Origin of the sequence: Psychrobacter sp. LV10R520-6 (assembly GCF_900182925.1) — a bacterium.
Lineage (GTDB): Bacteria > Pseudomonadota > Gammaproteobacteria > Pseudomonadales > Moraxellaceae > Psychrobacter.
Map to the genome: position 1 here is coordinate 2,165,599 of NZ_LT900024.1, position 15,789 is coordinate 2,181,387.

At 43.0% G+C, this 15,789-nt stretch carries 10 protein-coding genes; 5 read left to right on the top strand and 5 right to left on the bottom strand.

Features of this window, described 5'->3' with window-relative positions; genetic code table 11:
- Positions 1-103 precede the first annotated feature (103 nt).
- A complete protein-coding gene (locus U1P77_RS08990) occupies positions 104-760 on the bottom strand; it encodes a YiaD family glycine zipper/OmpA-like lipoprotein (protein ID WP_321154686.1) in 657 nt (218 codons plus the stop codon).
- Between the two features lie 511 nt (positions 761-1,271).
- Between U1P77_RS08990 and U1P77_RS08995 the strand changes: the two genes are divergently transcribed.
- The 5 genes from U1P77_RS08995 (at position 1,272) to minE (ending at position 6,180) form a co-directional block, all read left to right on the top strand.
- Complete coding sequence (locus U1P77_RS08995) at positions 1,272-2,216, top strand: 1-acylglycerol-3-phosphate O-acyltransferase, YihG family (protein ID WP_321154687.1); 945 nt, start codon at positions 1,272-1,274, stop codon at positions 2,214-2,216.
- Positions 2,217-2,465: 249 nt separating this feature from the next.
- Positions 2,466-3,575: a hypothetical protein gene (locus U1P77_RS09000; RefSeq protein WP_414479005.1), complete on the top strand. Its 1,110-nt coding sequence runs from the start codon at positions 2,466-2,468 to the stop codon at positions 3,573-3,575.
- 220 nt (positions 3,576-3,795) lie between these two features.
- A complete protein-coding gene (minC, locus tag U1P77_RS09005) occupies positions 3,796-4,629 on the top strand; it encodes a septum site-determining protein MinC (protein ID WP_321154689.1) in 834 nt (277 codons plus the stop codon).
- A 445-nt stretch (positions 4,630-5,074) separates the two neighbouring features.
- On the top strand, positions 5,075-5,887 hold the full coding sequence (gene minD, locus U1P77_RS09010) for a septum site-determining protein MinD (protein ID WP_321154690.1): 813 nt from the start codon (positions 5,075-5,077) through the stop codon (positions 5,885-5,887).
- A 2-nt stretch (positions 5,888-5,889) separates the two neighbouring features.
- Complete coding sequence (gene minE, locus U1P77_RS09015; protein ID WP_321154691.1) at positions 5,890-6,180, top strand: cell division topological specificity factor MinE; 291 nt, start codon at positions 5,890-5,892, stop codon at positions 6,178-6,180.
- A gap of 129 nt (positions 6,181-6,309) precedes the next feature.
- Here the strand turns inward: minE and U1P77_RS09020 are convergent, their stop codons facing one another.
- The 4 genes from U1P77_RS09020 to U1P77_RS09035 form a co-directional block, all read right to left on the bottom strand.
- A complete protein-coding gene (locus U1P77_RS09020) occupies positions 6,310-6,837 on the bottom strand; it encodes a cytochrome b (protein WP_321154692.1) in 528 nt (175 codons plus the stop codon).
- A gap of 138 nt (positions 6,838-6,975) precedes the next feature.
- On the bottom strand, positions 6,976-7,566 hold the full coding sequence (locus U1P77_RS09025) for a hypothetical protein (protein WP_321154693.1): 591 nt from the start codon (positions 7,564-7,566) through the stop codon (positions 6,976-6,978).
- Between the two features lie 17 nt (positions 7,567-7,583).
- A complete protein-coding gene (locus U1P77_RS09030; RefSeq protein ID WP_321154694.1) occupies positions 7,584-8,582 on the bottom strand; it encodes a chemotaxis protein CheB in 999 nt (332 codons plus the stop codon).
- On the bottom strand, positions 8,572-15,774 hold the full coding sequence (locus tag U1P77_RS09035) for an Hpt domain-containing protein (RefSeq protein ID WP_321154695.1): 7,203 nt from the start codon (positions 15,772-15,774) through the stop codon (positions 8,572-8,574). The genes U1P77_RS09030 and U1P77_RS09035 overlap by 11 nt, the downstream gene beginning before the upstream one ends.
- Between the last annotated feature and the right edge of the window lie 15 nt (positions 15,775-15,789).

Consider the following 15,789-nt stretch of genomic DNA (forward strand, 5'->3'; position numbering starts at 1 on the left):
CATAAAGACATAAAAAAAGGCCAGCTTATCACCGACCCTTTTACATTGATTGATCTAGTATTTTTTAATGTTGGAACTTTTACATTAAAAGTCTCTTCATTGATTAACGAACACTGTTTGTTGGCGCATTGATAGTTAGTTCAACACGACGGTTTTGCTGACGACCATAATCAGTGTTGTTGTCAGCGACTGGACGTGATTCACCATAAGCGACTACTTGAATACGGCTAGATGACACACCGCGAGCGCTTAAGTAGTTTGCCACAGCATATGCACGATCACGTGATAGACCTTGGTTATAAGACGCTGAACCTCTGCTATCGGTGTGACCAGCAATAGTGATTGAGTTTTGATTGTACTCGCTCATAGTCGCTGCCAATTTATCAAGTGTTGGCTTGAAACCTGAGCTTAATGTTGCATCATCAAACGAGAACGTAATATTGGCTGGCATAACTAAATCAATGTTACCATTAGCATTCGGGGTAACAGTGACACCACTGCCGGCCATTTGTTGCTCAAGCTGCTTAGCCTGACGCTCCATGTAATAACCAACACCAGCACCTAGTGCTGCGCCAATAGCGGCGTCACGACCGGTTTTGTCCCCGCCAGTTGCTTTTGAAATAACAGCGCCACCAGCAGCACCAGCTAAAGTACCGATAGCTGTTTTGTTCAAACGTTGCTGTCCGGTGTTGGGATCAGTAGTACAACCGCTCAGTGCTAGACCTGATGCTACTGCTACAATCATTAATTGGTTACGCATGATATTTTCCTCTGAAGTTAAAAATTATAAACAAAGTATGCTTTTAGATTCTACGCTTTTTGTGAAGCTTATCGATTAGATCTTATTGACTAATATTTTATAGGGTGTCACTAATACTAACCATTAGTATGTCAAGAGCAACCTAACTATGTGTAATATTTTGTCACATCTATGTATAGGAAGTGCATGATGCTTTGCGCTCATTTTTGCGCTCAGTAACGGTGACCCCTTTTATGTTTCATAGAATTTTTATATAAAACAAAGTAGGTATTATAGTGTTTCGCTTAAAGCAAACTATTGTTAATAAAAATAAAATAGATATGCTGAAAATTGATACACTGATGGTCACGTTAACACTCGTACACTGTTATTGATTTCTGCTAAAATCATGCCCTAATCATAGCTAAATGGTATTAATATTGCGGTGCTACTAGCTGCTATCGCTCTAAAGATCACTGTCCTAAAAAAAGATAACTTAGAAACTAATAATATCGAAACTCAAGGATTGAACATGAAATTGACATCTGCCATACAAAAATTACATGACCGCGCGCCTAAAGTGGGTAAAGCGGTTTCTCTGGTCACGGCTACGAGTGCTATCACTGCCACCAGTCTCGCCGCAGGGCTACCCGTATGGCTAATGGGTGCAACCAAAATGATTACAGGCGCGGCTATTGCCGATAAGACGGTGATCCAAGTTACCAATGCTTGGATCAACAGCAATAATGCCTTAATTGATAATATTTTGCCACGCAAAGACTGGCGCATCAGCCTACCTGAGGATGTGGATACCCAGGGTAAATACTTGCTTATCAGTAACCATCAGTCGTGGGTAGATACCAGTATCGTGCAATATATCAGTGAAAAACGCTTGCCTTTGACGCGATTTTTTACCAAATTTGAGCTGATATACATTCCTGTAATAGGACAAGCCTTTTATTTTTTAGACTTTCCAATGATGCGTCGGCATTCTAAAGACGCCATCGCTAAGAACCCTGCTCTGCAAGGCAAAGATATCGAAGAGGCAAAACGCGCCTGCGCCCTACTAAAAAACAAGCCTTTTACCCTCCTCAATTATTTGGAAGGTACGCGTTTTACGCCAGCCAAACGCGATAAGCAGCAATCGCCTTATCAGCATTTGCTCAAGCCACGTGCTGGTGGATTGGCCTTAGCCATTAGTGCCTTAGGCGAGGAAGTCGATGCCATCTTAGACATGACCATTGTCTATCCTGATGGCATACCGACTTATAGTGATTTATGGAAAGGCAATATTAAGCGCTTGGGCGTTGATGTTCGACATATCAAGATGCCAGACGCTTTATTTACTGCTATTCAAAATGGTGGTTACGAGAGTGATGAGGCTATCAAGGCGCAAATGTTCGACTGGGTGGAGCAAGTATGGCATCAAAAAGATCAGCTGATTACTAAGATGCTTGCCGAATTTGATACCGTCTAACACCTTGTGATAATACGACCCTGAGGCTAAAAACCGCTTGATTGACGGATTAAGATAACGAGTTAGATGGTAGTAGTGACTGCTATGGCATTAAGTCAAAATGGTGATAACATCGCCTTTCGCTATTTTTTATTTATAATGTCCGATTATAATGGCTGACGGGTTGTTTTTAGGTATTATTCATTGATAATGTTAGTGAATATTAAAGCTTACCGTTTACTTAATAGCCACTCACTATATATATAAGGTATGACTGTGTCCGCCTCTCCTGCTGCTAACCCGCCTACAAACTCAAAGCCATTGCCCAACCAGTCTAAAAATCCTCTAGATACTCGGTCGCAACAACCTCAGCGTCCCATGCGTCCAAAGCCAAACCGTCTAAAGCTCACCTATGATATTGTGATGATTATCGCTATCAGTATTGATTTATTACTGATCAGTGTTGATGCTATTTTGATGAGTAACTTCAGTAGCAATGTCGCAGGGTGGCTGGCGCTCAGCGATGGACTGAGCTGGTATCAAAGCACCTTACACGATCCATTACGTACGGCTGGTGGGTTTTTTACCCTATTCTTGATTGGTGAGCTAATATTACGCTGGGCTATTGCCATTAAAGAGCAAGTCTATTATCGCTGGTTCTTCTTTCCCTTTGTGCATTGGTATGAAGTGCTGGGCTGTTTTCCGCAGCTACGTGCATTACGGTTGTTTCGAGCAGTAGTCATCGGTCGGCGTCTATATCAGCTGGGTTATCAAGTTCTACCGCAGCCGTGGCTCAACCGTATTAAGTTTTATATTAACTTAGTTTTAGAAGAGCTGTCCGATCGCGTTGTTCTGACCACCATTCATAATTATCGGCAACAGCTAACCGATCCTGAAATGCAACAGTCATTGATTGAATCAACCATTGGCCGTAATCGTGAAGAAATTGAGTCAGTACTGCTGTCTTTATTACGTAAAGAGTTGGCGCCACAATTACAAAAATTGACTGACACCTCAGAGGGTGGCAATTTAATAGCGAGCGAAGTCGGTAAGGCGATCCAAAACGGGCTGGCCAACACTCCCGAGCTGCGCCGCTATCTACGCCTGATACCGATCGCTGGCAGCTTGATTGAGTCGCAACTACAGCATGTCGGACAGAATATTGGTGAAAATGTCGTCCATGCGCTTAATGAGCGTCTCTTAGATGCCGAGCGTATTGACGCCTTAATGGTTGCGATTGCCCACGGTGTTGCTCATATTGATACCAATAATACAGCGCTTGATGGCCTAATAGCGCGTATCATCGCTGACAGTTTGTCAGAATTTGAAGCACAAATAAAAGTCCAGCAATGGAAGCACCAGGATATGCTTAAATTTTAGCTATTTTATGAATTGATGCCTACCAACAAATTGTAGTTATGATTATAAGTATATTAGGCGCTGGATTATATTCTCTAGGCTAATGGGCTTGTTAAGCCCTAGTCTTCCTTAGTACACTGACCCCAATAAGAACGCTGCCTAATAGTGTGCTGATAACTGACCTATAATAACAACTGCACCGTGATCGCAGCGATATGACTATCTCTTGAGGATTAACAGTATGACGATTTCGGATACCGACAACCAAGCCCTCTCTCCCGCCGCGCCTGCTATGACTTTTTATGGCAAGATGCTGACCTTTTCGCGCTTGCAATTGAGTACTAATGATCTGTCTGCTATTGAGACCCAGCTTGCTGGTATGCTGAGTAATAAGACCAGCAATATTCCGGTCATTATCGATAGCGATATTGAACAAGATTTGGCGGGTTTAGTAACGCTACTGTGGTCATGGGGCCTACAACCTATCGGTGTAATTACCGGTCTGCTTGACTCACAAGCGCGCGCCCAACAATTAGCGATATTCCCAGCAGAGGGCAAGCGTATTGAGCGCATGTTACCCAGCAAAAAATCTGTACCCCCCGTCAACCAAGCAGCTGTTGATAACCGTGCAGAAAAGCCATCTGATAATAGCATTAGCGCCGCAGCAAACAACGAAGCTGCTGAAGCGACTACCGCTACCAAACAATCAGCAGAGGCCCTACTCAGCGCCGAGCACATTACCAGCCTAATCTATGATCAAATGCTACGCTCAGGACAAACCCTTAACCATGTCGGTGGTGATTTGATTTTGACCAATAGCGTCAATAGTGGTGCTGAAGCGATTACTGATAATAGCTTACACGTATATGGCCGCGCACAAGGGCGCTTGGTCGCAGGAGCTACAGGTGATCGAGATGCGCGTATTTTCTGTCAAGTCTTTAATCCCTCATTAGTGTCGGTTGCTGGCACTTATTGCTTACGAGATAATTTACCTGAGAATGTGATTGATAAACCAGTACAAGTACGCTTTATAGAAGGTCAAGGCTTAGTATTTACCATTATGGATAATGCCTGAGGGCTTGTATAAGCTAGGGCTTGTATAAGCTATAGGGATTATATCTTTATTGCTTTTAACACTCGCTTTGGACAATTGCTTTGTTAATTGATTGTTGGTTAATTCGGGCTCAACACTTTTTCTAAGCGTGCAGTTAGTATTTGGTTGAGCCGTTACTCAATAATGTAATAGGTTAAAAAAAGGTTGAGCATTAGAGTAAGTTTATTTAACAAAATTGCGCTACTATAAATCTTTAATTCAGCCACTATCTAGACTATTAGTAGGCGCTGCTGTAATGTAGCAACAAGTTACCACTTATCTAGTAGGTTTCTGTTCTTTAGTACGGACTTGCTATAAGTTTTTGTTTATTTATGCTAGGCTTACGCTCGCACGTAGCACATATATTAAAAATAAATGCGCTATTTTAGCTATTAGACATCCCATTGATTCATAGGAGTGTGCCATTGTGGCAAAGATTGTTGTAATCACTTCAGGCAAAGGCGGTGTGGGTAAAACCACGACCAGCGCTTCTTTTGCTGCCGGTTTGGCATTACGTGGCTATAAGACAGTGGTCATCGATTTTGATGTGGGCCTCCGTAATCTAGACTTGATTATGGGCTGTGAGAACCGTATCGTTTATGACTTTGTTGATGTCATCAGTGGTAATGCTCGTCTGTCACAAGCACTCGTCAAAGACAAACGGTTAGAGAACTTATATATCCTACCTGCCAGTCAAACGCGTGATAAAGACGCGCTCACAGACGAAGGTGTGGCAGAGGTCATGGCTGAGCTGTCCAAGCAATTCGACTATATTATTTGCGATTCGCCAGCGGGTATTGAGCGCGGCGCGCAGCTAGCCATGTATCATGCAGATGAGGCGATTATTGTCACTAATCCTGAGATATCTTCAGTACGTGACTCAGATCGTATCATCGGTATTTTGCAAAGCCGAACTAAAAAAGTTAAAGAAGACCAAGGCTCTATCCGTGAGCATTTAATTATTACTCGCTATAATGCGGAACGTGCAGCAGCTAATGAGATGATGGATATTGAGACTATCTCTAACGATATCTTAAAGGTGCCATTATTAGGGGTCATCCCTGAGAGTCATTCGGTACTTGAAGCGTCTAACCATGGTGAACCGGTTATTCATTATACCGACTCAATCGCAGGCCAATGTTATGATGATATTGTCGCCCGTTTCCTAGGGGAAGAACGTCCTCTACGTCATATTGACGTGAAGAAAAAAAGTTTATTACAGCGCTGGTTTGGGGGTTAATGATGAATAAGAAAAAAGGATTTTGGAGTAACTTATTCGGTTCAGATGACCGTAATAGTGCTGGTAGTGCCAATATGGCAACTGAACGCCTAAAAGTTATCGTGGCTAGCGAAAACCGTCTAAACAATCGTCTGACTGCCGACCGTATTGAGAAGATGAAACGCGAAATACTTGAAGTGGTCAATAAATATGTTAATGGTGTACAGATTGACGATGTGAACATTAATCATCGTCATGAAGATACCCTTGATGTGCTAGAGATGAATATCAGCTTACCTGAGAACAAGAAATAAACTTTTTGAGTATCTACGTGTTATAAGATCGACGCGTTAGCAATTTAATAACATAGAAATCCAAATAAAAAAAAGCCCTCAGCAGCGTACTGAGGGCTTTTTTTTATTCAGTTTGTTACGGCTAAACCATTACTTCATCCGGTTGATTAGCTTATCTTTTAAGATAAACTGATGATATAAGGCCGCGCTAATATGCAATAGCGTAAAGGCTATAATCATCGGCCAAATAATATCAGTATGTACGTCATTATAAAAACGTGCCGCAGTACGATCAGGAGTGACAAAAACTGGAATTTGAAACAAACCAAATATATCCACTGGTCTGCCCCCATAAACGGTCATTAATAATCCAGCCATTGGCATAGCAATCAGTAACGCATACAAGCCAAAATGAGACAATTTCGACATAACAAATTGCCATTTTGGCATCAGCGCAGCGGGCGGCGATTTAGTAAGTACGCGATTAAGCACTCGCGCAATCATCCAGCATAATAGACTGATACCAAAGGCTTTATGCAGGCCAATGTACACTTTTTCATCCATATTTTGATACAGTAGCATTAATATCCACGTGACTAGTAATAAAATAGCGCTGATCCAGTGAAATATCCGGCTACTAACTGGCCACTTGTTGACGCTTGGATTGACATTATTCATAGATTATCCTGCTAATCAGCTCTCTAGCTGATATGACGCAACGGGTATTAATAGCAATCGATATTGATAGATTGATAGAGTAGTTACCGGATAGCCGATTGTGACTGAGTTGCCATACTCCACCTCAGTCTTGACGCATCAGCTATCCGAATCAACCAACTGGTGCGCAATTTTATCCAAATCCGGTACCAGATAAGGAGTGTTTTCAATAATGACCGTTTGAAATAGATAGGATAGCACGTCATTTTCTCTAAAGGGTTCTTCAATGACATCGATCTTGTTATCAGTTCTATTATCAATAGTACTAACATTGTTTTGCTGATAAATACTATTATCGTCTTTGGCTTTATTGTCGTCGATATTGCTAGCAGCAACGTCAACGAAATGCTCAGGTAATTGGCCATCTTTAACTTCAGAGATGCGAACTTTTATTTGACGCAGCTCGCCTGTGGTCTGTAAAGCAAAGCGATGCAACGCGGTATTTCCTTCTATTACTACTATTTTATCTGGAACCTGATCGCGCGGTAGCATATGAAATACGGCAACTTCTTGCTGTTGCCACAGATAAGTCCAAATATGCTCATCATAGTCATCCACACTCAAAATCAAACTGCTTGGGATAATCCAGTCAGGTTGATTGAGCGCTGGGACGATAGTAACATCAAGCATGCCATTGTCAGTGGTCAGCAAGCTTACTGCTTCAAACGAATGTTTTAGGATTTTTTTCATACGTCGCTCACAATGAATTAAGCCGAAGGGGCAGTAGCCATCATTTCACCAATGTAGTCGGTGAGTTTTTGTGCCAAAACTTCAGGACTACCTATGAACTGGCAGTGACCTGAATCAATAATGGCTTGAGGTTGGCTAGGACAGGTACTCAAACTGGGGTCTTGCGCCCATAATTGGCTATGATTATCTTGAATTGAATCTACATACTGAGTACCATCGTTGCCCATACCAGAGAATATGATACTCACCAGATCGGTGCCATAGACATCGCTGGTATTTTTGAGCAGCTGACCGATAGCAGGCTTATACCCTCCATCCCAAGCATGCTCTGATAGGATCACCCTGCCCGTCGAATCACAGACGATCTGTCGGTCAATAGGTGCAATTAGGCATTGACCTGTCTGTAGCCGCTGCGAAGTGGTAATCACTTGGCAGCGCCACTTATTATGGCGATTAAGTATTCGTGGTAGTTTTCCAATCATAGCTTGGTTAAAGTGTTGTGCCAGTAAGATGCAAATCGGTAGCGTGGGCGATATATTATCCAAAAATGCTTTTATTGCAGTAGGTCCGCCCATAGAAGCACCTAAAAAAACCACATAACGCCAAGAATCAGGATTACCTATATAAGCAGGGCTATCTAACAGCGTTGGCAACCCAAGCATTTTCGACAACTTCCGCTTTAACTGGCGTTGCCATTTAGCGTAATGCTGTGCTTCGTTTAAATAGGGTGCTTGAATAAAGCCTACTAACACCGCGCTCGACTTAGACGCGGTAATAGCGGCGGCAACATTGTCATCATAGTCGCTGTCAATCAACCAAATATCGATAGCAGCTTTATAGGGTTCAAGCTTACCTTTTAACTGTGCTCGTGACACACAATCAACGAGAGTAAAGCCACAACTACGCACAGTATCACAAAACGCCACACGCTGATGATGACTCTCCGCCACCACCATCACTTGGATTTGATCCTTAGTTCTATTTACAAGCGCTGAGGCGCACGCTTTATCCCTCATAAGTCAGACTAACTTGTTTACCCAATAAGCGCTGTATTTTATTGAGAAGTTCTTGCTCTTGGAATGGTTTGCCCATATAGTCGTTCACGCCAATCTCAAGCGCACGCTCACGATGTTTTTCACCCGTACGTGAGGTAATCATGATAATCGGAATATGCTGCAAGCGTTTGTTATGACGTACTTGAATGGCGACCTCGAAGCCATCCATACGCGGCATCTCAATATCCAATAATATTAAGTCTGGTGTGGTCTCTTGCAATATCTCAATCGCATCGATACCGTCTTTGGCTAGAGCAACATTAATTCCTTGACGCTCTAAGAAGTGAGAGGTTACTTTGCGGACGGTGACTGAGTCATCAACCACTAAAATAGTAGGCTGAGATTTTGAACGACTGCGCTCAGAATTGGGGGATTGCGGCACATCTTTGAGTGCCGGCGCATTACGCATCAAGGTGATAAGATCCAAGATTAACATCACTGAACCGTCACCCATAATGGTAGCCGCTGAAATACCGGCTAGATGCGCCAGCTGTCGGCCCAGAGGCTTAACCACCACTTCAATACGTGACCCAGCAATTTGATCGACTTGGAGAGCGATATTTTGTCCGGTACGATTTTTTATAAGGATAAGGGGTAAGCTGGTATTGGTATTGGTATTGGTATTGACCATCAGCTCATTGAGCTTGTTACCCGATAAAATCTCGTTTAAATAACGCACACGATAATCAGCGCCTTCAAGACGTAAAGTCCCCTCACCTGATTGATAGTAGTCATAAAGTTTTTCTGGGTTGATACGTACCACACGCTCAATCTGTACCAAGGGAATAGCATAATAACGATCGGCAGCGCGTACAACCAAAGCATCAGATACGGCTACAGTAAGCGGTAGCCGTATGATGAAGCGTGACCCTTGTTCAGGCTCTGACATTACCGAAACCACGCCGCCTAACTGACGAATTTCACTGATCACGACATCCATGCCCACACCGCGTCCCGATATTTGGGTCACTTGCTCGGTAGTGGACAAGCCAGCGTTGAAGATATATTGCATGATATCAATATCCGTTAAACTGGTATCTTCTACATCAATCAAACCTTGAGAAATGGCTTTATCACGTACGGCTTCGACATCAATGCCACGGCCATCGTCCGATAAATTAATGACGATTTCACTCCCTTCGCGCAGTACCTCTAAGGTGATATGTCCGCTACGATCTTTACCTGCTTTTAAACGTGTGGGAGTGTTTTCAATACCGTGATCCACCGCGTTACGTAGCATGTGCTCAAGCGGCGAGGTAATACGCTCCAGAATGGTTCTGTCCATCTCATCGTCAGCATTGATGATCGTCAACTCAACTGACTTATTGAGCTCATTGGCGGTTTGCCTCACAACCCGCTCAAGGCGCGGTGTTAAGTGCGTAAAAGGCACCATTCGCGAGTTCATTAGCCCATCTTGTAGCTCAGTTTGCGTCCGTGACAGTTGTAGCAATAGACTTTCACTATCACGTGTTTTTTCAAGTAGAGTACTATTAATATCAATCAAGTCGGAAGCGGACTCTGTCAAAGATTTTGATAATTGGTTTAAAGAAGAATATTGATCCATCTCTAAAGGGTCAAAACCTTCATGACTAATCAGCTCCTCATCAATTTGCGATAAAATCTGCGCTTCAAGCTCAATCTCCATCCGGCGCAGCTGATCTGCCAAACGTTGTACCGTAGTTCCCATATCCTCAATGCTATTGGTTAAGCTACTCATACCCATATCAATACGCGCACGGTTAATCGCCGACTCGCCGGATAGGTTAATCATATGCTCAATCAGACCGCCTGAGATACGGATCATCTCATTACTACCTGCACTCTGTTCCTGCTCAGTGAAATTGCCAGTCATAGGCGGCATCTCACTAATATCTTCTTCTATATGTTCTGACTTTTGCTTGGCTTTAGCCGTCAAAATCGTCGTCCGCTGCGCTTGGAGTGACTCGTTAGGTATCTGGATTAAACTATCAGGATTTTTAACAAATTGCTCGAGCGCGTCTATCAGTAACGTAGGAGTTGGTGGATTCACTTGCTGTTCGAGAATAAACACCGCGTCTGCGAGCCAATCATGACAAGTTACCAGTAACTCTAATATCTTTTTGGTGGCGGGACGGCGGCGACTGGCAAGATCTTCATAGACAGTCTCCATTTCATGCGCTAAATCAGCAATACCATTGGCCGCGACCATCCGCGCGCCACCTTTTATGGTATGTAAGTCACGCTGTAGAGATTGTAGTGCTACCGTATCGCTGACATTATTCAAAAATTGCTGCAAATACTTGTTACGGTTGGTAAGCTCTTGTGCTTCTTCTAAGAACACCTCTAAAATATCAGGATCAGGCAACCCATTTGACCACGATTCCTTAATCAATCTATCCAGACTAAGGCTGTCTGGGGCTTTATCTATTCCGCGATCACTTTCATCTGCAACGGATTGAGGTTCAGTACCAACACGCTTGTGTGGCGCTGGCAAGATAAGGGTAACAGTTGCCGGTAGCGTATCTGTTTGCTCAAATTGCCGTAATTGCTCAATGAGTTCAGGGGCAAAAAACGAGGTTTGATAATTTAGAATATGTGTAATCTGTAGCGACAAGGTATCCTGTACTATTTGCATAATAGCCAACCACTGCGCTGTTGGCACCCGTCTATCTTCTACAAAGGCTTCGTAAATACTTTCGGCTTCATGAGTCATATCTCCAATACTACGAATACCTGCCATTCGTGCGCCACCTTTGATGGTATGAAGATGACGTTGTAATATTTTTAAAGTCTTAGTATTGGTGATATCTGCTCGCCATTTACTAAAACTTTCGGCGATAGCCGTATCGAGTTCTTGCGCTTCTTCTAAGAAGATTTCTAATAGCTCAGCGTCGGTATCAATCGACTCAAGTTGGAATTCTGGTGCTGGTGTAACTTTAACGTTATTTACGCTACTGTCAGTAACGTCTTCATCAGTATCGAACTCGTCACTACTATTATCATTATAAGAATCATTGTTATAATAGGAGTCATCGTTATGAGACAAGCCGTGCAACTCTTCAATAACTTGCTCATTGACTTTTAATGACATGCTACCAGCCAATGCATCAAATAGGCCGACCAGCTGGGCGTGGCCAGCAAGCAGTGTGGTTTGAATATCAGCATTTCTTGCCTGTTGAGGATGCTTGTTCAGGTAAGCATAAGCGCCACCTAACGCACTAAGTATCGAAGTGAATTTTGGCGACTCTAAAACTTTAGCAGCTAAGTATTTTATTTGTAGGATTTGCTGCTGTATATAGGTTTGAACGTGTTCAAGATCAGAATAACTAAGCGCGGCATTTAATTGCCATTCAGCATCTAACAACTCATCGATGTTTTTATCTAATAGCTGCGAGATACTTAGATGGCTATCAGCTACGTTGATAGTATCGTCTGACTCTCCAAGCATCGCTTGTAGTGAGGCTAAATCTTGCTGGCTTTGGTTGTCTTCCCCTGACAGATTTTGCTGCTGGAGGTTTTGTTTATAATTACTCAGATAGCCATCAATAAGTTCAACGGATTGGGTTAGCGCTTGGAGATGCTGAGCGCTCATCAGCGTATCTTGCTGTTGTAATTGCTCTAAGCTTTGCTCTATTGTCGCGCTGACATCACTGATAGCAGCTAAGGCGTTAGAGCCAGAAGCCGCTCGCAGAGTATGAAAGGCACGAACAATCTCATCACTGACTTCAATATGAGCCTGGTCTTGGTGCGCGCCGACAAAGTCATTGATATCTTGCAACAACTCCTCTGCCTCTTCAATAAATATTTCACAAAAAGCTTGTTCCTCTTCACTTTGCGGGGTGAGAACGACTGGCGCTTCTGCCATGATTTCATTAACAGAATAAATCGTTTGTAGCATGCTATCAACATGATCACTGTTGTTAATATCAACACTATCAGTATCACTATTATCAAAAGCACTACTACCAATAGTACTGCTATTGCCACGATCAATGCTACGAACATTCATATGACTATCAGACGGTACCACCCAGTTATTAGTAGGTTGCTGTTGAGACGTGTTTAGTAATTTATCACGTAAAGCGGAGTAGCTGAACTCATCACCATATTGTTTACTATACGCATCGGCACAGGCTATCCATAGCGGCACAGCAGCCGGATAATCACGGCTGTCACTTTCAAACGTTGCCATCAGCGCTGGATACGCCGTTAAGACATCAGCGATAAGCTGTCTTATATCTGCTGAAACGGTAATGCTATGATCTAAAGTACGCTTGAGCATGTTCTCTATAGACCATGCCAGCGCAGCCGTATAATTAGCGCCAACCATACGACCTGAGCCTTTTAGGGTATGGAAGCCGCGGCGAATATCTGCCAAATTGGTTAAGTCAGCAGGTTTCTGTTGCCATTGTTCATATAAGGGTACAATCTCGGCTAATACTTCATGAGCCTCTTCTATAAATATCTCTTTGATATCAGGATCTGCGTCATTAGCATCAGTTGGGAGTGGCGGCGTCTCTTGCATAAAGGGCACAAGTACCGCTGGTATTTCTAGACCAGAGATAGAGACAGGCAAGCCCTGCTCATTACTAACACCGTCATTGCCAGAATTCTCACTAGTATCATCATTGACATCGTTACTATTATTTACAGACCGATGAGCGTCATCTATAGCGTCTACTAGATCAAGGTGATCAGGAATTGCTCTCTGCTCTTCTGAGCTCAGATCGTTTTCTGTTTCTGATATAGACTTCTCTATGTCGGCTTCCGTTTGTATAAATACAGACGTAGCTAAACCAGCATTCAGCGGTTGATTGGTTCGTAAATTATTACTTTGTAAGATAGTGATAGCAGGGTCAAAGCTTGGCGCTTGTAAAGACTCAAAGTCCGTTACCAACAACGATAAGCGCTTTGTGGTCTGTATTACTAGCGCGACAACCTCTTCAGAGATCGGCATCGTTTTATTTAAGAGATGATTAAGTAAGTCTTCAATCGACCACGCCATCTCGCTGATGCTAAAAGCACCAACCATACGACCCGAGCCTTTTAAAGTATGAAAACCGCGGCGTACTTCAGTTAACGGCGTTAAATCCTGTGCATCTTGCTCCCAAATGGGTAAAAAGTCTTCTAAGTCAGCGATAACCTCCGTCGCCTCTTCAATAAAGATGTCACGGATCTCTTCATCCATATCAAAATTATCAGGCTTTACTTGAGCGCAAGCGCTTAATAAGGCTTCGCTGTCGGTTTCATCTATAAGGCTATGAGCGTTAGGCTCTAATGTAGTATCACCGTCTAAGGTTGACGAGATGGTGGTTTCATTAACAAGAGTTTGGTCAACCGGAGGCTGATTAATACTAGGAGCAATCTCACCACTATCGTCGTAGCGAATCACATCAGTTGCTGCTATTTTTTTGGGGAGGTACGTATCATTGTCATTGGCCGTATCAGAAATTTGCAGGCGCGCATTGAGTAGTTCGGCAGCTTTTTCAATATGTTTATTTGCCTGAGCTAATAATTGCTGATCAAAAATCTGCTGCGCCAAACAGTCTAATAATAACTCAATAGCGGTTAAACCCTCAGCCAATGCTTGAGTAAGCTCCCAGTTGAGTGTTCTAATATCATGAGCTGTCAGCTGTGCAAATACGGTTGCCATGCTATCGGTAGCTTGGCAAACTGTTGGTAAGCCCATATTTTCAAAAGCATTGCTAATCTTAGTAAAGTCTTTAGCATCCGGTAATAAATGAGTCTGCTGACGCTGTATGTACTCATTGAAATGATGCTTCACCTCTTCGACCGTAATTCGCAATTCGCGTAAACGTTTGTCAGAAGGAATCACATTCGTACTAGCGTCTGTCTGCTGATTTTCACTATTAGGCGTTATAGATTTTGGAAAAAGGGAAGCGATATCCCCTATTTTAATATGGATAACCTGTTCTGTATTATAAATGGCACTGTATAGCTCTTGGAGTTGCAGCTCAACCTGAGCAAAATCCGTCTCAGATGAGAAGATATGTTGCTCTACATCTGTCATGATGAGCTTAGTTTGTGACGCATATAACGTCCATCCTCGCCGCTCAAGCTGCGTTTTAATTTGCTGTAAAGGCTTTAGCAAAGTATGAGGTTTATCAAGGGCAAATATTACCGTCTCAATGTCACTTAGTATGCACGGTAAAAAACGCAACGCGGTATCGGGGCTGTCAGCACTATCATCTTTATCAGTGCTTTGCGATAAACGGCCTAGACTTGATTGAGTATGCTCGTTGCTCTGGACAAGAGCATTTAATTCAGTATAGATATCTGTCATCAGTTTTTTGATGACGTCCTTTGATAAGGCTGCCGAATAGCCGTCAGTGACATCATTGCCAGCGAGCGACTGCCCATCTTCGACCTGAGTGTGATGCGCGCAAGCTTCTATTACACGGTCAAGCTGCGCCAGTAACGGGGCATAGTACTCAGGTAGCGGCGTCTCATTGAGCGCAAGTTCATTTAACCATCGTTCAGCTAAGTACCAAAGACGCTGCTGAACATTTATGCTAGAAGTTTGCCACAAATACTGGCTGACTTTTTCTAACACCGTTAATACAGGCGGTTGGTTAGCATTAACCACCAGCAATTGTTGCACTTTCTGACGCCAGACCATTAATAATTGTTGATATTGCTGAGAGGTTAAAGCCCCTGTCGTTATGCTGTTCGGTAATGCCTTATTGATATTATAGACAGTATTATCTATAGCTATTGAGGTCGAATCTTTAACTGATTCTGTTACTATACCCAGCTGTGACAACGTTTGGGTAAGTTCATCAACAGCTTTCTTTACTAACGCTACGTAGTAGGTGCCTGTTCGCACATATTGTGCCAATTCGTGCTGCAATAGCTGGTGAGAAAACTGTGCCGTTCGACAGTGATCAGCACTAATATCAGCACTAATATTAGTACTAAGTTTCTCGCTATTGCCTACGCCTGCTAATAAACTCAGTTTAGTAGCTAAGCTTGCCAACAAAGGCAGATTGATCATAATTAGCGCACCACTAACCTGATGATAGTACGGTGCCATTCGTTCGTAATCAGGACTGCTAGAGCCTACTTGCCAGCCATCGGCTACCTGTGATAGTTGCTGATTAAGCAGTGGCAATAGCCACTCAAGCGTCACCATTTCATTGGGCTGGTTTTTCATAGGTTAATCCTAACT

Bases quoted from the DNA above. Each gene is read 5' to 3' on its own strand.
- U1P77_RS09000 (WP_414479005.1), top strand. From the start codon at position 2,466: ATGACTGTGTCCGCCTCTCCTGCTGCTAACCCGCCTACAAACTCAAAG.
- U1P77_RS08995 (WP_321154687.1), top strand. From the start codon at position 1,272: ATGAAATTGACATCTGCCATACAAAAATTACATGACCGCGCGCCTAAA.
- minE (WP_321154691.1), top strand. From the start codon at position 5,890: ATGAATAAGAAAAAAGGATTTTGGAGTAACTTATTCGGTTCAGATGAC.
- U1P77_RS09030 (WP_321154694.1), bottom strand. From the start codon at position 8,582: ATGAGGGATAAAGCGTGCGCCTCAGCGCTTGTAAATAGAACTAAGGAT.
- U1P77_RS09035 (WP_321154695.1), bottom strand. From the start codon at position 15,774: ATGAAAAACCAGCCCAATGAAATGGTGACGCTTGAGTGGCTATTGCCA.
- U1P77_RS09020 (WP_321154692.1), bottom strand. From the start codon at position 6,837: ATGAATAATGTCAATCCAAGCGTCAACAAGTGGCCAGTTAGTAGCCGG.
- minC (WP_321154689.1), top strand. From the start codon at position 3,796: ATGACGATTTCGGATACCGACAACCAAGCCCTCTCTCCCGCCGCGCCT.
- U1P77_RS08990 (WP_321154686.1), bottom strand. From the start codon at position 760: ATGCGTAACCAATTAATGATTGTAGCAGTAGCATCAGGTCTAGCACTG.
- U1P77_RS09025 (WP_321154693.1), bottom strand. From the start codon at position 7,566: ATGAAAAAAATCCTAAAACATTCGTTTGAAGCAGTAAGCTTGCTGACC.